The 22,457-nt window shown below is 63.6% G+C and carries 23 protein-coding genes, 1 tRNA gene, 2 rRNA genes and 1 pseudogene (1 of these 27 only partly in view); 11 read left to right on the top strand and 16 right to left on the bottom strand.

Features of this window, described 5'->3' with window-relative positions; translation table 11 throughout:
- Window positions 1-29: 29 nt before the first annotated feature.
- From AC52GN_RS03740 to AC52GN_RS03730, 3 genes are all read left to right on the top strand, one after another.
- Window positions 30-608, top strand: coding sequence for a hypothetical protein (locus AC52GN_RS03740; RefSeq protein ID WP_496528220.1), 579 nt, complete (start codon window positions 30-32; stop codon window positions 606-608).
- A gap of 79 nt (window positions 609-687) precedes the next feature.
- On the top strand, window positions 688-1,593 hold the full coding sequence (locus AC52GN_RS03735) for a Tle-like phospholipase domain-containing protein (protein ID WP_496528219.1): 906 nt from the start codon (window positions 688-690) through the stop codon (window positions 1,591-1,593).
- A gap of 81 nt (window positions 1,594-1,674) precedes the next feature.
- Window positions 1,675-2,514 carry an ankyrin repeat domain-containing protein gene (locus AC52GN_RS03730; RefSeq protein WP_496528218.1) on the top strand — a complete coding sequence of 280 codons (840 nt, stop codon included), beginning with the start codon at window positions 1,675-1,677 and terminating at the stop codon, window positions 2,512-2,514.
- A 585-nt stretch (window positions 2,515-3,099) separates the two neighbouring features.
- Here the strand turns inward: AC52GN_RS03730 and AC52GN_RS03725 are convergent.
- The 7 genes and pseudogenes from AC52GN_RS03725 to AC52GN_RS03695 form a co-directional block, all read right to left on the bottom strand.
- Window positions 3,100-4,713 carry an MFS transporter gene (locus tag AC52GN_RS03725; protein WP_496528217.1) on the bottom strand — a complete coding sequence of 538 codons (1,614 nt, stop codon included), beginning with the start codon at window positions 4,711-4,713 and terminating at the stop codon, window positions 3,100-3,102.
- Window positions 4,710-5,099 (bottom strand): DoxX family protein, encoded by a 390-nt coding sequence (locus AC52GN_RS03720; RefSeq protein ID WP_496528216.1) that lies wholly within the window; start codon window positions 5,097-5,099, stop codon window positions 4,710-4,712. The genes AC52GN_RS03725 and AC52GN_RS03720 overlap by 4 nt, the downstream gene beginning before the upstream one ends.
- Before the next feature lies 1 nt (window position 5,100).
- Window positions 5,101-6,975 (bottom strand): amidohydrolase, encoded by a 1,875-nt coding sequence (locus AC52GN_RS03715; protein WP_496528215.1) that lies wholly within the window; start codon window positions 6,973-6,975, stop codon window positions 5,101-5,103.
- Between the two features lie 83 nt (window positions 6,976-7,058).
- Entirely contained in the window at window positions 7,059-7,271 is a 213-nt protein-coding gene (locus AC52GN_RS03710; RefSeq protein ID WP_496528214.1) for a DUF1427 family protein, read from the bottom strand.
- Between the two features lie 57 nt (window positions 7,272-7,328).
- Window positions 7,329-8,189 (bottom strand): hydrolase, encoded by an 861-nt coding sequence (locus AC52GN_RS03705; protein WP_496528213.1) that lies wholly within the window; start codon window positions 8,187-8,189, stop codon window positions 7,329-7,331.
- A gap of 18 nt (window positions 8,190-8,207) precedes the next feature.
- Window positions 8,208-9,548, bottom strand: a complete 1,341-nt coding sequence (locus AC52GN_RS03700; protein WP_496528212.1) for an alginate export family protein — start codon at window positions 9,546-9,548, stop codon at window positions 8,208-8,210.
- A 94-nt stretch (window positions 9,549-9,642) separates the two neighbouring features.
- Window positions 9,643-10,339, bottom strand: a pseudogene (locus tag AC52GN_RS03695) (pirin family protein).
- Between the two features lie 117 nt (window positions 10,340-10,456).
- Here AC52GN_RS03695 and AC52GN_RS03690 point away from each other — a divergent pair.
- From AC52GN_RS03690 to AC52GN_RS03670, 5 genes are all read left to right on the top strand, one after another.
- Window positions 10,457-11,380, top strand: a complete 924-nt coding sequence (locus AC52GN_RS03690; RefSeq protein ID WP_496528211.1) for a LysR family transcriptional regulator — start codon at window positions 10,457-10,459, stop codon at window positions 11,378-11,380.
- A 31-nt stretch (window positions 11,381-11,411) separates the two neighbouring features.
- Complete coding sequence (locus AC52GN_RS03685; RefSeq protein WP_496528210.1) at window positions 11,412-12,308, top strand: pirin family protein; 897 nt, start codon at window positions 11,412-11,414, stop codon at window positions 12,306-12,308.
- A 14-nt stretch (window positions 12,309-12,322) separates the two neighbouring features.
- Window positions 12,323-12,718 carry an OsmC family protein gene (locus tag AC52GN_RS03680; protein WP_496528209.1) on the top strand — a complete coding sequence of 132 codons (396 nt, stop codon included), beginning with the start codon at window positions 12,323-12,325 and terminating at the stop codon, window positions 12,716-12,718.
- 658 nt (window positions 12,719-13,376) lie between these two features.
- Complete coding sequence (locus AC52GN_RS03675; RefSeq protein WP_496528761.1) at window positions 13,377-13,955, top strand: LysR substrate-binding domain-containing protein; 579 nt, start codon at window positions 13,377-13,379, stop codon at window positions 13,953-13,955.
- Between the two features lie 25 nt (window positions 13,956-13,980).
- Window positions 13,981-14,679, top strand: coding sequence for an imm11 family protein (locus AC52GN_RS03670; protein WP_496528760.1), 699 nt, complete (start codon window positions 13,981-13,983; stop codon window positions 14,677-14,679).
- A gap of 87 nt (window positions 14,680-14,766) precedes the next feature.
- Here the strand turns inward: AC52GN_RS03670 and AC52GN_RS03665 are convergent, their stop codons facing one another.
- Together AC52GN_RS03665 and AC52GN_RS03660 are read right to left on the bottom strand one after the other, a co-directional pair.
- On the bottom strand, window positions 14,767-15,273 hold the full coding sequence (locus AC52GN_RS03665) for a hypothetical protein (RefSeq protein WP_496528208.1): 507 nt from the start codon (window positions 15,271-15,273) through the stop codon (window positions 14,767-14,769).
- A 448-nt stretch (window positions 15,274-15,721) separates the two neighbouring features.
- Complete coding sequence (locus tag AC52GN_RS03660) at window positions 15,722-16,330, bottom strand: TetR/AcrR family transcriptional regulator (protein ID WP_496528207.1); 609 nt, start codon at window positions 16,328-16,330, stop codon at window positions 15,722-15,724.
- Between the two features lie 122 nt (window positions 16,331-16,452).
- On the opposite strand from AC52GN_RS03660, the gene AC52GN_RS03655 reads away from it, so the two are divergent.
- Both AC52GN_RS03655 and AC52GN_RS03650 read left to right on the top strand, forming a co-directional pair.
- Window positions 16,453-16,971: a hypothetical protein gene (locus AC52GN_RS03655; protein ID WP_496528206.1), complete on the top strand. Its 519-nt coding sequence runs from the start codon at window positions 16,453-16,455 to the stop codon at window positions 16,969-16,971.
- Between the two features lie 75 nt (window positions 16,972-17,046).
- On the top strand, window positions 17,047-17,769 hold the full coding sequence (locus tag AC52GN_RS03650) for a lysozyme inhibitor LprI family protein (RefSeq protein ID WP_496528205.1): 723 nt from the start codon (window positions 17,047-17,049) through the stop codon (window positions 17,767-17,769).
- 12 nt (window positions 17,770-17,781) lie between these two features.
- Here the strand turns inward: AC52GN_RS03650 and AC52GN_RS03645 are convergent, their stop codons facing one another.
- Genes AC52GN_RS03645 through AC52GN_RS03630 form a run of 4 tightly spaced genes read right to left on the bottom strand, consistent with a single transcriptional unit; the run spans window position 17,782 to window position 20,240 of the window.
- Window positions 17,782-18,294 carry a hypothetical protein gene (locus tag AC52GN_RS03645; RefSeq protein WP_496528204.1) on the bottom strand — a complete coding sequence of 171 codons (513 nt, stop codon included), beginning with the start codon at window positions 18,292-18,294 and terminating at the stop codon, window positions 17,782-17,784.
- Between the two features lie 38 nt (window positions 18,295-18,332).
- The gene (locus AC52GN_RS03640) at window positions 18,333-18,905 is read right to left on the bottom strand and encodes a hypothetical protein (RefSeq protein WP_496528203.1); all 573 of its coding nucleotides are present in this window, start codon (window positions 18,903-18,905) and stop codon (window positions 18,333-18,335) included.
- A 47-nt stretch (window positions 18,906-18,952) separates the two neighbouring features.
- On the bottom strand, window positions 18,953-19,453 hold the full coding sequence (locus AC52GN_RS03635; protein WP_496528202.1) for a hypothetical protein: 501 nt from the start codon (window positions 19,451-19,453) through the stop codon (window positions 18,953-18,955).
- Window positions 19,454-19,499: 46 nt separating this feature from the next.
- Entirely contained in the window at window positions 19,500-20,240 is a 741-nt protein-coding gene (locus tag AC52GN_RS03630; RefSeq protein WP_496528201.1) for a hypothetical protein, read from the bottom strand.
- 425 nt (window positions 20,241-20,665) lie between these two features.
- Here AC52GN_RS03630 and AC52GN_RS03625 point away from each other — a divergent pair, with 425 nt between their 5' ends.
- Window positions 20,666-21,019, top strand: a complete 354-nt coding sequence (locus AC52GN_RS03625) for a hypothetical protein (RefSeq protein WP_496528200.1) — start codon at window positions 20,666-20,668, stop codon at window positions 21,017-21,019.
- A gap of 183 nt (window positions 21,020-21,202) precedes the next feature.
- Here the strand turns inward: AC52GN_RS03625 and AC52GN_RS03620 are convergent.
- The 3 genes from AC52GN_RS03620 to AC52GN_RS03610 form a co-directional block, all read right to left on the bottom strand.
- Window positions 21,203-21,279: transfer RNA gene (locus tag AC52GN_RS03620), tRNA-Met, on the bottom strand.
- Window positions 21,280-21,337: 58 nt separating this feature from the next.
- A 5S ribosomal RNA gene (gene rrf / locus AC52GN_RS03615) occupies window positions 21,338-21,452 on the bottom strand.
- 82 nt (window positions 21,453-21,534) lie between these two features.
- Window positions 21,535-22,457 (bottom strand): 23S ribosomal RNA (locus AC52GN_RS03610) (it continues 1,875 nt past the right edge of the window).

The following is a 22,457-nucleotide window of genomic DNA, read 5'->3' as shown; positions in this document are numbered from 1 at the left end:
GGCCGCGCCCGGACGGAAAGGACGCGGCCTTGCCTGCCCCCCGTTGGCTTCCGATCCTGGCGACCCTGACCATGCTGACCGCCTGCGACTCCTCCCCCGAGACGCCTGAAACCACGCCCTCGGCCGCCGTCACAGCCGAAAGCTTCATCGCGGCCGCCGCACGGATCGACGCGACGTCCCTGCCCGCCCTGGCCGCCGCCGTGGACGCCGACCCTTCGGGCGTGGCGAACCAGCTTCAGAGCAGCCTGGGCGGTCGCCGCGCCTTGCAGGCCTACGCCGCCGCCATGCTGGAGAACGGCGAGGCGGCGCATCTGGGGCGGCAATGGGCGGCGCTGACGGCCGATGTCCCCGCCCTGTCCGCCTCAGAACAGAAGGACGGAGGCGTCTGGCATCCTCGCGCCGAGGACGCCGGCTTCTTCACAGGCGGTGTCGCCGCCGCGCTGTCGCAAAACCCCAAGGCCCTGCCCGACTTCGCTCAAGGCGCAGGCGTCGCCCCGCCCGCTCCCGGCCAGGACGTCTCCGAATGGCTGTCAGCACGCATCGACGCCTTGCCTCGCCCTGCCAGCGCCGCGTTCGACCAGGCCCTGCACGCAGGCGCGGTGCGTTAAGGCCCCAGTCTAGGGAAGACCCTAGCAGCGCGGTTCGGCGAGCAGCGATAGGGTGACTGCATAGGATCGGGAGGCGACCATGCAGATCGACCGGATCGGCGCGACATCGTTCCAACCTCAGATGACGCCCGCAACAGCGCGCTTCGACGATGATCCGCGCGTCGCCCTGGACTGGGCGCCACCGCCCGCCATGCCGGCGCAGACCCAGGCCGTCGCCGCCCCCGCCCGTTCGGACAATGTCGTCGACCTGGACGCCGCGCGGACGCATCTGGCGCTGTCGGCCGACGTCTACAACGACACCCCTTCGCCGCCCGACGGCTGGCGCGTGGCCGGACCGGACGACCTGGACCGGCTGCGCCTGACGCCCGACCTGCTGGAGCGCGCCGATTCCGAATTCCGCGCCCGCGTCTATGTCAGCGACGAGGGCGGCCAGGCCCGCTACGTCGTCGCCTTCCGCGGCTCCCAAGCGGGCGAAGACTGGGTCAACAACGGCCAGCAGGCGCTGGGCCTGTCCTCGGAGCACTACGACAAGGCTCTGCGCATCGGCCAGAGGCTGGCCGCCGTCGAGGCGGACGTCACCTTGACCGGTCACTCGCTCGGCGGAGGCATGGCCTCGGCGGCGTCCCTGGCGTCGGGCCACGACGCGGACACCTTCAACGCCTCCGGCCTGCACGCCTCCACCATCGAGAGCGCGCAGGCGGGCGGACGCCCCACGCCCGACATCGACGCCTTCTATCTCAAGGGCGATCCGCTCAGCCTGCTGCAGGACGGCGGCGATCGGATCATTCTGGGCGGTCTGGGGACGGCTCTGCTCGGCCCGCTCGGCGGCGTGGTCGGCGGATGGGCGGGCGACGCGCCCGGGGCCGTAGGCGACCGCATCGCCGTATCCCCGACCCCGCCCGAGGACAAGTCCTGGTGGAACTGGACGCCCGGCGCCCTGCACGGCGTCGAATGGTTCCAGTCCAGCCTGGACGCCATGCGATAAGGAGGCGGAACGGCCTCGACCCGCAGGCCGTTCAACGCCAAGATGCGCCTCTTCACGCCGATCCTTCTCGCTGGAGTTCTGATGAGCGGTTGCGACGCCCGCGCCGACGGTTTCGTCGTCGGCACCGTCCTGCCCTCCCCGGCCAGCGTGGCCGCGCTGGGCCGGGACGGCCATTCCACCCGCGACATGGTCGAGGCGGTCCGTGACGGCGACCTGGCGAAAGCCCGCCGTCTGTTGGACGCCGATCCTGCCCTGGCCCGCATCGGCAACGGCAAGAACCTGGATCTGCTGACCCTGGCCGTCGCACGCGACGACCGGGCCATGGTCAGCCTGCTGCTGGAAAAGGGCGCACCGCCTGACGGCCCGAACGGCGAGACCTCGCTCAGCCTGGCCCTGCGCGCCCGCGAGCCCTGGCACGCCCAGGCCCTGCTTCAGGCAGGCGCATCGCCCGACCCGGTCGCACCCGACGCCTTCTGGCCGCTGGACGAAGCCATCGCGCTGAACTCCCTGGGCGCGGTGCGGCTCCTGCTGGATCACGGCGCCGATGTGAACCGCGCCGACCGCACCGGGGGCACGCCGCTGGAAGCCGCCGTGGCCATGCGGGATTACCGGATCGCCGAACTGCTGCTGGAGCGCGGCGCCGACCCCTGGGCGGTCGGCGTCAACGGCGACACTATCGCCTCCGCCCTGAACGCTCCCGTCCGCCCCGCTGACCCCATCGAATCCCAAGCCGAATCGCGGATCAAAGCCCGCCTAACCACCGCCGGCTGGCGCTTTCCTCCGCCCTCAGCGCAGGCGGTCCGCGCCGCCGTTCTCGCCGGACGATGGCCCCCCCGGTGCCCAGGGCGGCCGCCCGCCCTCTCACGATCTGGTGCAGCGGATGCGAGAGCTGTGGCCGGAGTAATGTCGCGTTGTTTTTAGCATGGTCTCCGCCTTTGCTCCTCCGCCGTACGCCCGTACGCCCGTACGCCCGTACGATTTGATAGATCGGCTGAAGTCATGGAAAAGTTACAGATTTTTCACGCCCATACACGATCGCTCTCAGACCTGCCTCGTCCGCGCCCTCGCGCGTAGCGGTAGAGATGCAAACCTCTCCATCATCCTGCGCTCCAGAGCACGACCTTTAATGGTCAACGTTCGATCCACCGCATCCCTCCCGCTGTTGCGAGGCCGCTCTCTACGCCCGCTTCTCCAGCGGCCTTCAGAAGCAGACCTCGATTGAGGATCAGTTCGCGGCCTGCCGCACCCCCACAGTCCGTCAAGGCATCGAGACGCCGTCGCCTTCGAGGACGCCAGCGCATCTGGCAGCCCTACGCGACCAGCAGCGCTGGATCGCGACCAGGCCATTCGGGACGTCCCAATAGCTGACATTTAACAAACCATGACCGGTGCCTCACCACTGCTCTTCACGACGGCTACCCCGCGGATTTTTCGGGCCACAGCCCTGAACGGGAAACAAACGCCCCGAATTGGCCAACGAGCCTCGGCCCTAGGGCCGTAAAAAGCTCAAGGATGGTGAGTTTGAGGCTTCGCCGGCCTCATCGGCGCCAAGAGGTGGCGAACCTTCGGACCTCCGTCCCCAAGGTGGAAGGCGTTGATCACCTCCTGATCGAGTTGATCAGTCCGCGTCACGCGCGCGTGCTGCCTCTGATGCTCCAACCAGCTTTCGACGACGAAGGTTTCAACCACTCGGCCGGGCTCTTCCAGGTCCTCCCAAACGTCCCAACGGATCGCGCCGTCTCTCTGCCGGGTCGTCTTGAACTCACAAAGCTTGGCAACAAAGGCTGATAACTGGCTGACGTCGACGCGATACTCAATCTCTACCAAGACAGGCCCACGGTCGCCCGCAACCCGACCGGCTGTCGCGGGCTCGACCCAGTGCCCCGACGGGGTGAGATCACTGGCGTTTTCTCGCGGCAAGCGCCAGCGCAGCGCCAGCAGGACGGCGACGGCCTGCCCGACTGCAGCCACCGTTAGAGCTAAGCCTATGCTGGTGCGACCCGCGAGGGCGCCCCATAAGATGCTGCCCCCGGTCATCGCGCCTTGGAAAACCAACAGATAGACCGCCAGCGCCCGAGCCTTGACCCAACCCGGCGACGCCATCTGGGCAGCGACATTGAGGGCGGTGAGCATGGCGATCCAGGCTAACCCCGCCGCGACCATGACCCCGCCCGCGACCCAAACATTCGGTGCGCGCCCCAGGCTCAGCATGACAAGGGCGAACAAAAGCGTCCCGCCGATGGACAGAAGATTGCTGCCGACCTTGGCCCTGATCCGCTTGAGCAGGAGCGCGCCGAGAACCGCTCCGGCGCCCATGCAGCCAAGCAGCGCGCCGTATCCGGCCGCATCCAGCCCAAGTTCACGACGCGCGATCAAGGGCAGCATGGCCCACAAGGCGCTGCCGAAAATGAAGAAGCCAACGGCGCGGATGAGCACGATACGCAGGGCGGGCGCGCGGCGCGCATAGCGGTACCCCGCTTTCAACGCGCCCAGGAAATGTTCAGGAGGCAGACGAGAGGCCGACGGCTCGCGTCGCCACCGCCCCACGACGAAGAGAACAGCGAGCACAGAGAGGCTGTTGATAGCGAAAACGGCTGGCGGTCCCGCCATGGCCACCACCACGCCGCCCAATGCCGGCCCAATCGCCCGGGCGATATTTACGCCCAGGCTGTTCAGGGCGATCGCATCCGGCAACACCGCCTTGTCAACGAGTTCGGGAACAATGGCTTGGAACACCGGCGCGCTCAACGCGGCGGCGACTCCCAAGGCAAAGGTGGCGGCCAGGAGAATCGCCGGCGTCGTAAAGCCAAGCCAAGTCAGGGCTGCGAGCGTAGCCGCGGCAAGGATGCCAAAGCTTTGGGCGAATAACAGCATCCGTCGCCGATCGACGATGTCCGCCATCGCTCCCGCCGGCAGCGCCAGCAGGAACATGGGCAAGGTAGTCGCCGCCTGAACCAGGGCCACCATCAAAGGACTGGGCGACAGGCTCGTCATCAGCCAGCCAGCCCCGACGTCATGCATCCAAGTGCCGATATTGGACACCACGGTGGCGATCCACAGGGCGCGGAAAAGCGGTGTCGCCAGAGGCGAACGCTCGGACTTTGAGGAGGCGAGGCTCATGCGAAGGCGCTCTCTGCAAGGGCGGCGGCCAGGGCGAGGCCGCCGATCAGGCCGATATTGGCCAGAAAGGCGTTCAGGTGTTCCGTGCGTTCGGGGCCTTCGGGTCGCCGCCAGAAGGCGTGACCCATAAAGCTCGCGGCCAAGGTGAAGCCCGCCAGAGCCAGCGCTCCCAGGCCGACGCCACGACCAGCTATGATCAAGGCCGATCCGCCCAGTTGCACGATAATAACGGCGGCCGCCGCCAAAGCCGGCGGACACAGGCCGAAGGCACGGGTTTCCGCCGCCGCCGCCTTGAAGTCCGCCAGTTTGGAAAGGCCGCTCCACCAGAAGGGCGCTGTCAGCAGAATTTTGCCGACCGTCGGCGCCCACTCAAAAGAAGGCGACATTCTAGACCGCCCAGCAAGCGCAGCCCAGTGCGCCCCAGAAAGTCCTGGCGTCCGAGGCCGGGACCTGAAGCCGCGCTGTGGCCGCGTGATCGTGCCCATGCACGCCGCACGCCGTAGAACAGCCGCACGACGACGCGATCTGAGCGAAGAAGCCGGAACGTTCCTGCGCCTTCGTCGTATAGTAGCCCCCAAAAGAGCGTACAGGCGACCAGTCGGGCGTCGGCGGGGGGATAGGCGGCGCCTCGCGGCTGAAGTCACCCGCCCCCCAGACAATCTTGCCTCCAAGCAGGGTCAGGTCGCTTTCAATCAGAACGATCTCGTCTTCGGCCACGGAGAAATAATCGCGATCCAAGGCCACAAGGTCCGCCAGTTGGCCGACTGCGATCTGTCCCTTCTTACCCTGTTCATTTGAGAACCAGGTGTTGGCCTCAGTCCAAAGCCGCAGAGCAGTCTCACGATCCTGACGCTGCGACGGCCGATAGATACGCAGACCGCCTAGACTGCGCCCCGTGACCAACCAACTGAGGCTGACCCAGGGATTATAGGAGGCGACGCGGGTCGCGTCCGTACCCGCCCCCACAGGTACGCCAGCTTCCAGCATGCGGCTGATGGGGGGCGTCTGCTCGGCCGCATCGGCACCATAGCGTTCAACGAAATCCTCAGCCTGGTACATCATCCGGTGCTGCACGGCGATACCGCCGCCCAGGGCCGCGATGCGGTCGATGTTGCGCGGGCTGATGGTTTCAGCGTGGTCGAAAAACCAATGCAAACCGTCGAACGGCTGATCTTGGTTGACCTTCTCAAAAACATCCAGGGCGCGGCTAATCGTTTCGTCATAGGTAGCGTGCAGACGCCAGGGCCACCGCTGTTCCACCAATTGGCGGATAACCGGCTCCAGGTCCGCTTCCATGTTTTCCGGCATTTCCGGGCGCGGCTGACAGAAATCCTCGAAGTCTGCGGCCGAGTAGACCAGCATCTCCCCAGCTCCATTGTGCCGGTAATAATCGTCGCCCTGCCCAGGACGCACCTGGCTTCCCCAGGTCTTGAAGTCAGCCAGTTCTTCCTTTGGCTTCTGCGTAAAGAGGTTGTAGGCTAGCCGCACGGTCAGCTGGTCGTCTGCGTGCAACTTCTCGATGATCTCATAGTCGTCGGGATAATTTTGGAAGCCGCCACCGGCGTCGATTACGCTGGTCACACCCAGACGATTCAGCTCACGCATGAAGTGTCGCGTAGAATTCAGCTGGTATTCCTCGGGCAGCTTGGGCCCCTTGGCGAGGGTTGAATATAGAATTGTGGCGTTGGGCTGAGCGATCAGCAAGCCGGTGGGTTCGCCGTCTGCATCGCGCTGAATCTCTCCACCCGGAGGATTAGGGGTGTCCTTGGTGTAGCCCACCGCCCGCAAGGCCGCACGATTCAGAAGGGCGCGATCATAAAGATGTAGGATGAACACCGGCGTTTCGGGCGCCGCCGCATTGATCTCGTCGAGCGTCGGCAGCCGCTTCTCGGCGAACTGGTGGCGAGTGAAGCCGCCAACCACCCTCACCCATTGAGGCGGCGGCGTGTTTTGCGCCTGGCGCTCGAGCATGGCCATGGCGTCCGCCAAGCTGGGCACGCCGTCCCAGCGCAGCTCCATATTATAGTTGAGGCCGCCCCGTATCACGTGGGTGTGACTGTCGATCAGGCCGGGCACCACGCGCCGGCCGCCCAGGTCGATGATCTTGGTCTGAGGCCCGGCGGACGGCATGATCTCACCTGCGGAGCCGACGGCAGAGAAGACCCCGCCCTTGACCGCCACGGCGTCGGCGTTCGGATTGGCGCGATCCAATGTAGTGAAACGGCCGCCATGCAGGATCAGGTCGGGGGCATTATCGATCACGGTAGTTCTCCAGGACGAGACTGCAGAAGAAGAGGCGATTCCGAGCGCTCCGAGAGCGCCCACAGCGGTGCGGCGAGAAGGATTCATGGCCGTTGCCCCTTGTCTGAGCTTATGACCGCCTGACTGCGGACAAGCTCCATCCTGTGTTTGACAGCCTGAACGGACTGTTCGCCCAATAGAATGCCTAAAAGCCCCAACAGGGCGACATAGGGCGGGGCGGGAGAGCGAACGTTCAGAAGGCCATAAATCACACCGATCAGGACACCGGCCGCCAGGGAGATCAGATAGGTCTTCATCAGAATCTCTCAAAACAGATCAGGGGGGCGATCTGCCGACCGCCCCCTGCTGAAGGATCAGCCTTCGCGAGCGTCTTCGCCCAGCATGGCCGTGGCGTATTGAAGGCCAATGCCATAGGCGCCGGCGTTGATCGCGGCGATGCCTGTCGTCAGCTCATAGGTTTCACCGCGAGCCCAGTCGCGCTGCAGCTCCAGCAAATACTGGACCGAGGTCAACGGACGAGCACCGGCCTGGACCATGCGCTCAACAGCGCGTTCATGCGCTTCCGTCGACACGTCGCCGGAAGCGTCTGTGACGACATAGACTTCGAAACCCTGCTCCAGCGCCGACAGCACCGGACCGACGATGCAGACCGAGGTCCACAGGCCGGCGATCACGACCCGGCCCTTGCCTGCAGCGTTGACAGCGTCCGTGACATTCTTGTCTTCCCAAGCGTTCATCGTGGTCCGGTCGATCACCGACTGCCCCGGGAAAGCCGCTTGAATCTCAGGGAACAACGGCCCCGAAAAGCTCTTTTCGGCCACCGTCGTGAGAATGGTCGGAACGTTGAACCCCTTCGCCGCCTTGGAGATCAGAGCCGTATTGTTGCGCAGCGTCACGCCATCGATCGAATGGGTGGCGAAGGCCATCTGAGACTGGTGGTCGACCAGGATCAAAGTGTGATCGGCGGGCGTAAGAAGCGACTTGGCCGGCGTGGGGGAAGCGGTGACGGTCATAATGTTCTCCAGGAGGTGCGGTTCGGCAACCGCTGACGGTCTCAATCTGCACCATGCCCTAAACATCAAAAATAGAAACGATTGAAACTCATGATTTCCATTTTTGCCCTCAATTTCACGAGAATGCTGCAGGAGCGCAGCCCTCTCCCCATGGGCAGACGTCGCCGAAGTCTGCACGCAGAATAAAATCATCGGCGTCATTTAAAGACACCTGGAAGCTCAGAACCTGAAGGTCAGGAAGGTCCCCAAGTAGGACTGGTTCTCGGCGGTCCCGGTTTCCTTCAGGAAGTCGCCGGCCTTGGTGTAGTTGGCCACGCCCATCAGCGAGACATAGGGCGTCAGGGCGTAGCGGGCGAAGACGCCCGTGCGCCAGCCGACATAGGACGACTGTCCTTCATCCGCCCCGCGCAGCACCAGACCCGACAGGGCGTAGAGACCGTCGTCCTTGCTCTGGCGCCACAGGCCGGCCGTGTTGGCGCCGAGCGTCAGCTTGGGCGACGGACGCACCGTCACCTCGGGCTGCAGCAGGATCAGGTTGGCGAAACCCAGATCGGTGCGCAGGGCGGCCGGTTGCGGGAACAGAGGGTTGAAGCTGTTCAGCTTGCCGTCGTTCGGGTTCTTGTCGCCCGAGCCGACGTCCAGGCGCACGGCCACGCGCGGCGACCACTTCACATCGGCGAAGGTGCGACCGCCGACGGCCGAGATGAACCAGGCGTCGATGTCGAGGTCGCGGAACGAGCCCCACTGTTTCACCGCCTCGACCTCATAGTCCCAGGGCGCAACCTTGCCCGACAGGCGCACCGACAGGGTGTCGCGGTCGTCGCGGCCGGGAAGCTGACCATCGAACGGCGTCGTCAGGCGATCGGTGTTGGCGTAGAGCAGCTCCAGCGTCGGCGCCGTCGCCCCCTGCCCCAGCGTCTTCGCGGCTGTCGCGCCATACAGGCGATAGTCGAAATTGGTGGCGTCGTCCCACGAGGCCTTGCCCTCGCGCAGCGCATAGCCGGCGAAGGCGATGCCGCTCCAGCCGGTCGGGCCGTCGTAAATCAACCTGACGAGGTCAAAGGCGCGCCGCGCGTTGCCGCCTTCCCGCACATCGATCAGCCTAGACGATGCAAGACCTATTTCCTGACGGCCGGCGCGGACGCGCAGCGTCCCTTCGCCCAGACCCGTCTTCGCCTCGATGAAGACCTGATGCAGGTCGGTGCGGTTCTCCTCGATCACCGGCTCGCCGCTGGCCAGACCCGAGGTGCGGGCGTCCTGCACATCGACGAAGGCGCGCAGTGAAGAGCCCAGGTTCAGCTCGCCCCACAGGCGGGCGCGGGTCTGGAAATCGCCGCCGGTGTCCTGCGGACCGCGGCCGAAGCGTTCGTTGTCGCGATGCTCGGCGCGAAAGCGCAGTTCGCCGCCGAAGCTGGCCCATACGGGGCTGTCCTCGCCGCCGACCGGGACATATTTGAATCTCGACCAGGTCGAGGTGCGCTTCGCCGGGTCGGCCAAATAGGCGTAATTCTCGTCGTGGTTGATCGACTTGAACGTCGGGGATGTCGCGGCAGACCACATCCCGCTTTCAGCCGGAATCGCCGACGGCGGCTCACTCAGAAGAAGCAGCGCAGCGATTAATGCGCTCAATGACGCTGCTCTTCCTTTGAAACCGTTAAGCGGCATCCACCAAGACGATTTCCGCATCCGACAAGGCCTTGATCAGGATCTTGTCCTCGTGGGCGATCGTCACCCCATCTCGGGCGCTGACGACAACGCCATTCACTTCAATCTCTCCCTTCGCCGGCACCAGATAGGCGCGGCGCGCGACGCCCAAAGGATATTCAATCGACTGGCCGGAGCGGACCGTCGCTCCCACAACCCTCGCGTCCGTGCGGATCGGGAGCGCGTCCTGATCTTCTTTGAGGCCGGAAGCGAGAACAACGAACTGGCCTGCCCGCTCCCCCTTAGGAAAAGGCTTTGCCCCCCAACTGGCTTTTTCGCCGCGCCGCGTCGGCTCAATCCATATCTGGAAAATCCGGGTGGTTTCTTCCTCCAAGTTGTACTCGGAGTGGCGCACCCCGGTCCCAGCACTCATTACCTGAACGTCGCCGGCTTCTGTGCGGCCGCGGTTGCCCAGATTGTCTTCATGGGTGATGGCGCCATCGCGGACATAGGTGATGATCTCCATGTCCGAGTGGGGGTGCGGCGGAAAGCCTGTGCCAGGCGCGATCTCGTCGTCATTCCAAACGCGCAGCGACCCCCATCCCATCCGCTTGGGGTCATAGTAGTTTGCAAAGGAGAAGTGATGTGGCGTTCAGCCAACCGTGATTTTCTCCACCCAGTTCGCCGAATGGGCGCCGCTCAATCATTCCATCTTCCTTAAAATTGGGTCCCTTGCCGGCACGGCTAGAGCTTGCGTGTCGTCAAGATAGAGCCCAATCTCGTGTTGAAAATAGAAACTATATAAACCCATCGTTTCAGAATTAATGTCAAAACTACCGGATCTTGAGGGCCTCGCCATTTTCGCCAAGGTGGCGGAAACCCAGTCCTTTTCCGGTGCAGCGGACGCGCTCATGCTGTCCAAGGGCACAGTCTCCAAAGCTGTCTCACGCCTTGAAGAGAGGCTCGGAGCCACCTTGCTGCACCGGACGTCTCGACGTTTCTCCCTCACCGACGCTGGCCGTGCTCTCGCGGCGCGCGGCGCGCAGATGGTCACGGAAGCGGAGATTGCTGAAGGAGAAGCGATGGACCAAGCCATCGCTCCGCGCGGCCTAGTCCGCCTAGCTGCGCCGATGTCGTTCGGAATGAGCTATGTTGCTCCCGCTCTTCCCGAATTCCTCGCAAGGCATCCGGACATCTCGGTCGACCTCCATCTGTCCGACGCCGTGGTGGATCTTGTCGGCGACGGCTTCGACTGCGCCCTTCGGATCGCGGCCCTTCCTGATTCCTCCCTCACAGCCCGTCGTCTTCGGTCCGTCCGACGTGTTCTCGTCGCCTCCCCCGACTACCTGAACCAGCGAGGCCGGCCCTCTCATCCCTCCGACCTCATCCGCCATGCCTGCCTAGGATACACCTACCTTCCCACACCAGAAGTCTGGCGCATGACCCACTCCTCGGGCGAAGAAATCCCCTTCCGGCCCGTGGGGCCGTTGCGTGCGAATAACGCCGACGCTCTGACCGCCGCACTTTGCGCGGGGCTCGGCCTCGCCCCGCAACCGGACTTCATCTATTGGCGCGACGTGGCTGAAGGCCGCCTCGAAACTGTGATGACCGATTGGACCTTGCCCCCCATTTCGCTTCACCTCGTGGCGCCCGGCGGCGGTCCACGTCCCGCACGCGTCATGGCGCTGATGGACTATCTATCGAAGCGCTTCGCCGGCCCCTTGTGGCCGGGCGATGAGCGCAACTGATCGCCTTTCGAATGCATATGGAAACATCCTCATGATCGAACTCATCATCGACCAACGGCGCAAGGATCTCGGCGGCTTCGAAGTCGGCCGCGTTCTTCCGCATGCCCCCCTGCGTTCAGTGGGCCCCTTCGTCTTCTTCGACCATATGGGTCCAGCCGATATGCCTGCAGGCTTGCCCAGGACCGTCGATGTCCGCCCTCATCCTCATATCGGCATCTCGACGCTGACCTATCTGTTTTCCGGTGAGATCACCCACCGCGACAGCTTGGGCGTGCAGCAGGACATTCGGCCCGCCGAGGTCAACTGGATGACCGCGGGCAGCGGCGTCACCCACTCCGAACGCTTTGAACGCGCGCGCCGCGAAGGTCTTCATCTCGATGGCATCCAGGCCTGGCTTGCGCTGCCCAACGGTCAGGAGGAGGTGGACCCGTCCTTCCAGCACATAGGCCCCGCCGACCTGCCCACCTGGCTTGAAGCCGGAGTAAAAGGCCGTCTGGTCGCCGGCGAGACCATGGGCATGAAGGCTGGAGTCAACACCTTCTCCCCCTTGCACTATCTACACCTTGAATTGGAGCCGGGCGCCCGGTTCCAAACCCCGATCGACCACTCGGAAAGCGCCGTCTATGTAGCCCACGGCCTGATCGAGATCGACGACAGCAAGCCCTTGGGTCACGGCCAGATGGCGGTCCTATCGAAGGGCGCGCCGTCGATCATCCACGCCCTGCAGCCTACCACCGTCATGATTCTCGGCGGCGAGCCGGTGGGAGAACGTTTCCTTGAATGGAATTTCGTCTCGTCCTCGAAGGAGCGGCTCGAGCAGGCCAAGGCCGACTGGCGGGCAGGACGTATGAAACTGCCCGACATGGACAACCAGGAATTCATTCCTCTGCCGCCTGACCGCACGCCGCCTCCCCCGCCGATGTCCTGAACGGAGTTCTCTGCATGGCTATTGCACACGCCAAGATCGGCGCTGCCCGCTATCGGACCACAATCCGCACGGGCGGCGATCTTAAACACGAACTCATCGCCGATGAGCCGCAGCGGTTGAATGGCGGCGATGTGGGGCCTGCGCCCTTTGACCTGCTGATTTCAGCATTGGGGGCCTGCACGGCCAACACGCTAAAGATGTACGCGGAAAAGAAGAGCTGGCCGCTGGAAGAACTGGACGTCCGCCTGGAGTATCTGGGCGGCGAAAGTCCCCCGCGGATCGAACGTGTGCTGACGCCCGTTGGTCCGCTGGACGACAGCCAACGCGCGCGTCTTGCCGACGTGGCCGAGCGCACGCCCGTGACCCTGGCAATCAAGAACGGCGTAAAGGTTCACACAAGCCTCGCCTGACTCCCCTATCGATCCTTGACACTGGCGTTTCGACGTGTGGCAGCTATCGCCAACCGCTATCCCGCGCCTTCACCTCAATCGTCGCATCTGCGGTCTCTCCGACGATCACAGCGTCCACGGCCGCCAATACGGCCTCCGGGATGTCTGGAGCTGCCGTACGCACCTCGCCCACGACCTAGCCTAGCGGTGCCAGCACCTGAATCTGCTAGCCGTCCTGCTCGCGGCAAGCCAGCCGGCCATGCCCTCGTTTCGTGCCTGGAAGGTCCGGCACCACTGTCCTTCGCCGTCTTGGAAGGTTAGTCCGACGGCGCGTCCGGCGTCATCGGCCCCTTCGGCCGTACACTAGGGCCAATGTAGACACCCCCGTCAACGACAGACGACCCAACCCTTGCCCCCTCCGAACGTGATGCGGGCGCGGATAAAACCTCACCGCGAATGCGCCACTGGAGGCTGTGAGACATCTGTACCGCTTGTCGTGGCGACTTAGAAAAACGCGCGATGTTAATAGTCGACATTGTGCGGCTTGAGGGGCTGTTTCCCACGTCGCCCGAAGGACGGACGGTCACGATCTCGCGACCTCAAAGTAAAGATTGGTGAGCTCACTGTGCATTCGGCGGATGTCGTCTTGCGTGGACTCCACCTTCCGGAGCACAGCTAGATCCCGCGCCTCGCGGGCTTTTCCGCCTTGCATCCCGACATTGATGTCCAGATTCACGAATCGAACAGCCTGATCCGGCTTCCGGAGCCAGGGGTCGACGTCGCTGTTCGCATGGTCGACGACGACACCTACCCGGGTGCCAACGGCGAGACATTTCTGGAAAGCTGGCATGGACCCGTCATCGCCCCGTCAATCATGCCTGCCCACCAGTCCGCTGTGTGGGCACTGACGAGGCTCGCCACACACACTTATCCCCCTGCATGGCGTGATTGGCAGAGAGATGCGTCGATCGACTGGCCCGCACCTGAAGCCACAAAAGAGTTCGATCGGTTCATCTACACGCTGGAAGCTGCTTTGGGCGGCCTGGGCGTTGCCTTAGCCCCCATGACCATCGTGGGTGACGACATCGCCGCCGGACGGCTGACGGCGCCTTTCGATTTCGTAAAGTCGCGCGCCCGCTATGTGTTCTTCAGACGCTCGCCCGGCCCCACCGCGACCGACGTGTTCTGCGATTGGATAAAGACGGAAGCCGCCCGTTTTGACAAAAAGATGTCAGCGGGGCCACAGCATGTGATCTGAGCCGACGTCCGCTTCCCACCCCTAGCTGGCGTTCGGAAGGTCGGCTAGAATCGGCTCAACTGCTTCCCCGTTCCGAACCGAGCCGACCGCCATCGAAATTTTAGTCGAAGCCGCACCTCATAAGGGCGAATTTTTCCTAGTCGACGCCAGTTTCTTGGGTAACGGCAGGGTTGTCGGCATAGAAATCGCCAACGAAGAGAAGCTGATCCATCCGGGGATGAATGTCGTCTCGCGTCCTAACGGAATGCCGGATCAGTATCCGGAGCGCCCACATCTAGTTCATGTACCGGAGAAGGGTGGAATGCCGCGCGATCTGGAAGAGTTCTCTGGCATATGGATTGTGTCGGAGCCTTTGAAACAACTGTTTGAGCAGATGGATGCCGAGGCATTTGCATTTGTGGCATGCAACTTCAGCCTTGCTGACGGGAGCCACGGCCCTCAGTATTATCTAGGCAATGTGTTGCGCAGAATCGATGCCCTGGATGAAGCGGCCTCTCGCGTGAGGATCAAGCTCGATCACAATTATCAGACCGGCGAGGACGAGCAACTTTACAGCCTTGTCGGCGGAGCCAACCTGGTGTTCAAACAAGCCGTTGTGGGAGATGCCCATATCTTCCGCCAGGATCGCATGGGAGCGCCTCCCATCTGCGATCGCGCGATGTTTGATGCATTGAGTGCGGTGAACTTCTCTGGCGTGCGACTGCGCGATGTAGCCGATATCTAAGAATATCCCCTACAAACGGATTCCACCTATTCGCTGACAATCGGGACGGTGATTGCGGCGTCAGATCACAATCGACCCAAAGTATACCTATCGAAGCGGGGGCGTACCTTCCGGCAACGCTAGCCGAGGCTTCTGATCCGGGCCGAAGAAATGAATTTCAGGTTCCCCGCGATAGGTCGTCATCGCTATGGCCGCACCTGACTGGTGGGGCAGAAAAAGAGAGGCTCCGGCATCAGCGTTCGCAGTCACCTTGAAAACTTCACGCTCAAGTGCGTCGTCAAGGGTCAGCACCGCTTCGCCGCTCATATCGCTAGTCATGTATCCACCGCGCTCCTTACCATCCGGGCCGTAGATGATCAGCCCACCACCAGGCGCGACGCGCGGCCCGCTCGTTGGATCAGGGACGCGTCCTGCCAAGACGGCTCGGACCACGCCATCATCGTCGACTACCGTGATCTTGCGCACAGTCAGTTCCTGCGCGGGCTGTTCCGCCGCCCCCATCAGAAGCATGGCGATAAGCAAAGCGACGACTCCCGTCCGCCCCCACACCATCATACGCAGGTGCTTTACTTCGGTGGCGACGGACTGGCTCATGGCATGCTCCCGATATTCCGACCTCGATAGTGGAGCGAGGACCCCATGCCTTGTTACAAACGCGTAAGGTCGCCGGTGAGGTGAGCATATATCGTCCGCTTCCGCCCCATCGCAGACATTGGTCCCTTCCGCTAAACGGGGAGCGGCCGGATAAGCTGGGAGCCTATGAGACGCCACTATAGGACTGCCATCTACTGGTTCGGCGGTTTAGCAGCAGTGCTGGCGTCGCTTGCCGTCTGGAGCATTAGCTACATTGCAGGGATGGGCTTGGCTCTGGTAGCCGGTGCTCTCTTGGGAGCAGCGGGTTTCCCGACGCGTACGACCCCGCCCGCTCGAGTGATCGATTGTTCAATTCGCTTCATGATCCGGGTCCCGGCTTACGTCGCCGTCGCACCGGCCGACCCGTAGGGACGACAGCGGCGCTCGCCAGCCTGCGAGACGACTTTTCTCAGTCCGACGCCAAGGGTGCGCCCGCATGGGTCAGGCTTTCGCGAACCCGTTCCAGCGCCAGCTCCATCGGCTGCTCGATGCCCATCAGTGCGAAACTGCCGTTCAGGTCATAGACGCAGTGCCCATGAACCACTGCGATCAGCGATCGCGCCAGACGCGGTGCTTCAGCCTGCGCCCGAAGCGGCAGAACGGCGATCACCTCGTCCACGACGATCTGGGTCAGACCTCCGCGCCGCTCGTTCTGTTCATCCGACAGCACGACGTCCGGCGGCAGATGATGGTCGTAGATCGCCGTCCAGCTGTGAGGATGGGCGCGCGCAAAGCCGAAGTAGGCCTCGACCAGACACCGGATCCGATCCGGCCCGCTGCGCTTCAGGGTCTCCCGGACATCCTCGGCCCACAGCTGGAAGGTCCGCGTGTTGATGGCGATCAGCAACTGATCCAGGGTGCCGAACACGTTGTACAAGGTGCCGATCGAATAGCCGATCCGCTTGGCCACCTCTCGCGCAGAGAAACGTGCGAAACCAACCTCGGCCATGTGCTTGTGGCCCTCGACCACAAACAGGTGCTCCAGCTCTTGTCGCGTGTGATCCGATCGTCTGCCCATCCATCGTCCATAACAGAAACCCGCGTCGGGAAGGCCGAAGAAACATCCGTTTCCATTTTTATTGATCGCCGCTCATTTTTTGATATGGTTTTGGATACAGGCGTCGTTTCTTCGAGAATCTCATGCGCATCCTCCCTGTTGCCGCCATCGGTGTCCTGATCCTGGCGGGCTGCAGCCCGACGCCCGCCGAGAGCGCCCCTGGCGCGGCCGGTTCCGAAGGTTCCTCTGCCGCGCCACGCGTCACCTCTCAGGAAACGAGAGCGACCGCCACTGCTCCCGACGCCGTGTTCGAGCGGGATGACCCGGCCCCCGCGACCATGACCCTCGATCGCGAGGGGCGCGCCTGGCGCGTCGCTTTCCGGGCCGGGGGCCTCCCGAACGGCCCGGCGACCGCCGCCGACTGCGAACTTCAGGCGGTGGGGGCCCAGGACTCCGACGACGTCATCGCCGCGCGCGTGGCGCCGTTCGAAAGCGAACTGAACGCGATCACCGACGTCGACATCGGGGCCGCCCCCCCGTTCATCGAGGTTCGCGTCGGGCCGGAGGGCGTGTTCGTTCATGATCGCGGCGCCGCAGTTCGCTTTTGCGCCATGGGATCGGATATCGACGGCTTCTATCGAAGGACCGCCTCGCCAGACTGAAAGGCAGCCCGCCAGCCAGTCTTCACGCCCAGGCGTTACACGAACCAGCACCCCGACAAGCTCCCAGGATATCTGATGCACTTCTTCCGCTTCAACGCGGCCCAGGCCTCGCCCCTGCTCGTCGCCGCGGCGCTCATGTCGCCGGTGTGGGGTCCCGCAACCCCGGCCTCCGCCCAAGGCGCCGATTGCCGCCGCGCCTCCGGTCTGGTCGAGACCGCCATATGTTCGACGCCGGCCCTTACGGCGCTGGATGCGGAAATCGCCGAGCGCTACGGAACCGCGATCAGGAGCTATGACGCGGCAAGCGCCGAGGCGCTGCGTCGCGACCAGCGCGCCTTTGTCGTCGCCCGCAATGCAACCGGAACCCGGCTGGCTGGCGCCGACCTGATCGAAGAACTGACCGATCAACTGACACGGCGTGAAGCGTTCCTGACCGATCTAGGCAACGACCCGCTGGTCAGCGTGGTCGGCCGCTGGCGCAATCTCAACGGCGAGATCGTCGTCAACCAATGGGCGACCGGAGTCCTGACGTTCACGGCCACGGCCGCCGACCCGCGCGGGGATGGCTGGTCATGCGAGGCGGACGGCAGCGGCGACTGGATCGACGAAGACGAAGCCCGCTTTGACGACATCAGCGGCGCCGCCGCCTGGTCGCTGAACGTGAAGGCCCAAGGCGCGACTCTTATCGTCAAGGAGACGATCGAGAACGGCGCCGACGCCGTCCCCTATTGCAGCTCGGGCGGTACGCTCTCGGGGACCTACTTCCAGGCGGTGCGTCTGCCGGACCCGTCGCGATGATCCGCGCGGTCTTTAAGGGATGGTCCTCGGGCTGGCGAGAACGCCTGGGCTGATGAACTGTCGGCGCCCTGTCCAGGTCAGCAACTTGACGAGGGTTCCGCCAGGCTTGGCGAAGTCCTCGCACACTACGGGGCGGGGCGGCTCAGGCGCGGCGGCGACCAGCGCGCCCTGCCGCAATCCTTCATAGTAGAGGGCGAAATCCGCCTGCTGCTGTTCGGACAGAACGGACTGGCCGAACGCCATCTCCTCGCGGGCATTGTCGATGATCAGGCGGCCGTCGTCCTCCGACAGACGCTCGCACAGGAGGCCGATCATGACCAACCGCTCGATGCGGACGGCCAGACCGGCCTGGGCCTTGACCAGGTCGTACTGAAGCTTGGCGTACTCGGGGGTGGCCGCCATCCATTCCTTCAGGGCGGGCCTGGCGGCCTCTTCGTCGCCCCCGGCGGGTTGAGCTGCGGCGACGCCGGCCGCGCTCATGACCAGCGTCGCAACCAAGCCGTTCGCGAACCGACGAAACGCCATCAGATGTCTCTTTCAGTGCACACGCGCCTTCCCCGGCCTCAGCCGGGAATGGGGCCGATCGGCCAGTTGCTCAGCGATTCCATATCGCCTTCCTCGGAGGGACAGGGCGTGTAGAGGGTGAAGGCCACATCGCCCTCGAAATACCAGTCGGCGCCCTTCTCATAGCCGACGATGCCGGTGGAGTAGCAGACCGCCGCCTTGCTGCCGTCCGGAATCATCAGAATGGCCCAGTTGGTCGATCCGGCGCCCGCCGGATCATAGCCGTGAAGCAGCAGACGCCCGCGCGTCTCCGTCACCACGCCGACGACGTTGCCGTCGAAGACGATGGACTTCTGGATGTCGCGATCCACGCCCGAGGCGACGATGGCCGCGCGCACGTCCGGATGCTGGAAGAAGGTGACGCCCTGCACCGGCTCGGTCGGATGCTTGCCGACATAGGTCGACAGCGGCGGAGCCTCGCTGTTCCGGGCAGGCGCAGCGGCTGGCGCAGCCGACGCTTCGGGGGCGTCGGCTGCGGCCAGGGTCGGCTCTGCCCGCACGCCATCGTCGGCCTGCGAACAGGCGGCCAGGGTCGCGGCTAAGGCGAGCGCGAGCAATGTTCTGACAGTCATGTGATTTCCTTCGACGCTTAAGCGACGGCTTCCCCACAAGGGCGGGATTATTGATTCGCGGCGCGCAACTCGATCGTCAGCGGCTCATCTTCGGTTCCACGCCCGGAGAGGCTGGCGGTGATCGTCTGTCCTTGCGACGCCGCAAACGGAGCGCTCTTCATCGAGCGCCCTCCGTCGAGTTCATCATCGAACACGGTGAAGCGCGCGCACGTCGCCCGGCCCAGGCGATCGGCGAAGGCCTGATCGATCCCGCCGCGCCAGCCCGGCAGGTCCGCCGGGTCGGACAGTTCGATCTTCTTGCCGACAATCCGCCCGTCGCGGCGCCAGCTGTAGCTCACTCCGTCGGACGCCAGGGCGGTGCAGCCGGTCCGGCCGCAGTGCAGGGTCCCGACCGGCGCCTCCGCCATCAGCTGCTGCTGCTGCGCCTGCGAAATCATCTGACCGACAGACAAATCACCCTTGTCCAACGACGAGCAGGCGGCCTGGGCGAAAGCCCCCGAGGCCGCCAGCGAGACGGCGATGGCCAGACCAGACATTAATAACCGCATGGGAACCTCCTTGGTCCTTGCACCACGCTCGGCGGCGCTCCGTGGTTCAGCAGGTGGGGACCCGGCTCTCGCCGTCCATCCGATACTGGCCGTCAGCGCCGCGTTTGTAGATTTCATTGAAACTCGCGGACCCGGTGTAGGACACAGTGAAGCTACGCCCCTTGTCCGCCGTCGTGATCACGCCCTCGACGCCCGGGTCTCCGCCTTCGATGCTGGCGTCCGAGAAGAAGATCGGGAAACGTGCGATGTCCACAGGGCCCGACGGGGTCAGTTCGGTCAAGTGCACGTAGCCGCACGCCCTGCCCTGCCAGACGCCGCCGGACTCCGTGTAAAGCACGGGGCTATCGGCGATCTCCCGGGTCCATCCCCATCGCGTGGCGGGATTGCCTATCCCCCCTCCTACCGCGCCGACATCCAGCCATTCGCCCTCAAGTTTGAAGGGGTAGCGAGGCGCGCCGACGTCATGGGTGAGGTAGTGAACGACGTTCAGACCGGTGCAGGCCTGCGCCGTGCATTCATTGGCGCCGGTGCTGACCAGAGCGACCCGGGCATCGGACAGGGGGATGAATGCGAGCGGGACGAAGCTGTAGGTATAGTCGCCGATTTCCCGAACCGCCTCGCTGCGTTCCGCGTCCGGAAACGCGACCACGAAAGCGGCGGGGGCGCCAGCGGGAACCGCGTCACGATCGACGTCCTTGATCTCGATCAGCGACTGGGCCGACACCGGCAAGGCGACAACCGACCATGCAAGCGCAGCCAACAGAGTGAGCGCTTTAGAGGTTTGCATGCGAGCTTCACTCCGGAGAACACAAGGAGCGACCGCCGCTCACACGCCGGACGCTCAATAAATTAAACACTGTTCACAATCGAAGGCAAGCAAGATTGTGTCCATTAAAACCTCTCTCAGGTTAGCAAGACAGCCAAGCTGCCCGGGGCAGGGCTTCGCTTCCCCTCGAACCGCCAAGCCCGCGCATGAGGAAGAAGCTCGGCGCCGGTCATCGACCGGGTTGCGCCAGGATCGGACATTCCAATCATTTCCGAAAGCAGACCTTCGCTAGGCTGGCAGAAACTCCGCCAAGAACAGCTAGACCGGTTATCGCTGAACGTGATGCTTCAGCGCGGGGCGCATGCAGTCAACAAGAAGCGGAGCCAGAGAATCTATCGCGAGAAAAACGCGAGCGCGGCTCGGCCGCCTATGAAAACGGGCGCGGAGTGAAGGGCGCCGACATCGCCGCCCGAGTCCTGACGGCCCTCAGGGATCGCCTGCTGGCGCCGGACATCGTCGCCTCCGCCATGGAGGAGGCGCGCCCGGAAATGGAGAAACGCAATCGGGAGGTGCGGGGCCGGCGAGGCAAGCTGGAAGCTGAGCTGGCCGAGGCCAAACGACGGGCGGACCGGCTGATCGACCAAGTGGCCGACGGCGTCCTGAGCGGCGCGGCGATCAAGGAGAAGCTGGCGGCGCTTGAGGCCCAGCGCGCGGCTCTGGAAGCGGAACTGGCGGCTGAGGAAGCGCCCTCGCCGGTAGCCCTGCATCCGGGATCGCCGAGCACTATCGCCGCGTGGTGATCGACCTCGCTCAGGCGTTGCATCGCAGCGACAGCGAGGCGGCCGCTGAAGCACGGGACCTGGTGCGCCGTTTGATCGAGACTGTGGTGGTGACGCCGCTGCCGAAGCGCGGCCAGTATGCGCTGACCGTAAAAGGCAAAATCGCCGCCCTGGCGAACCAGGACGGCGATCATACTATTGTAGTGGGTGCGGGAGCAGGATTTGAACCTGCGACCTTCAGGTTATGAGCCCGACGAGCTACCGGGCTGCTCCATCCCGCGGCAAGGCGGTGCGTAAAGGAAGAAAGGTTCGAGAATATCATTCATGTGTGTCGGGTAGACCCGGCGGCGACCTACTCTCCCGCGCCTTAAGACGAAGTACCATCGGCTCTGGAGGTCTTAACGACCGAGTTCGGAATGGGATCGGGTGGGGAACCTCCGACAGAGCCACCAGGTCAACCCGACACACACGAATGAAATGAGAAGATATCGTCTTTTGATTTCGGCAAGTAAAAACCGAATGAGTTTTGCTGAGAAACGATCAAGCCGATCGGATTATTAGTACCAGTAAGCTTCACACGTCACCGCGCTTCCACACCTGGCCTATCAACGTGGTAGTCTTCCACGATCCTCAGCGAAGCCTTGTTTTGAGGTTAGTTTCCCGCTTAGATGCTTTCAGCGGTTATCTATTCCATACTTAGCTACCCTGCTGCGCGGCTGGCGCCACGACAGGTCCACCAGAGGTATGTCCATCCCGGTCCTCTCGTACTAGGGACAGATCCTCTCAAGCTTCGAACACCCACGGCAGATAGGGACCAAACTGTCTCACGACGTTCTGAACCCAGCTCGCGTACCACTTTAAACGGCGAACAGCCATACCCTTGGGACCTGCTCCAGCCCCAGGATGTGATGAGCCGACATCGAGGTGCCAAACCTCCGCCGTCGATATGGACTCTTGGGCAAAATCAGCCTGTTATCCCCGGAGTACCTTTTATCCGTTGAGCGATGGCCCTTCCATGCGGAACCACCGGATCACTATGGCCGACTTTCGTCCCTGCTCGACTTGTCAGGTCTCGCAGTCAAGCTAGCTTATGCCATTGCACTCTGACGACCGATTTCCGACCAGTCTGAGCTAACCTTCGCGCGCCTCCGTTACACTTTGGGAGGCGACCGCCCCAGTCAAACTACCCACCACGACACTGTCCCGCGACCGGATAACGGCCCTCGGTTAGAACGTCAACGACAGTAAGGGTGGTATTTCAAGGATGGCTCCACCAGAGCTGGCGCTCCGGCTTCATAGCCTCCCACCTATCCTACACATACGGTCGCCAACGTTCAATGTCAAGCTATAGTAAAGGTTCACGGGGTCTTTCCGTCCTGACCGCGGGTAACCCTGCATCTTCACAGGTAATCTAATTTCACTGAGTCTCGTGCGTGGAGACAGTGGGCAAGTCGTTACG

This window comes from Brevundimonas sp. SS2672 (genome assembly GCF_059579685.1).
Note: the sequence above shows the minus strand (reverse complement) of the source record. Positions and strands in the feature narration are given on the sequence as shown.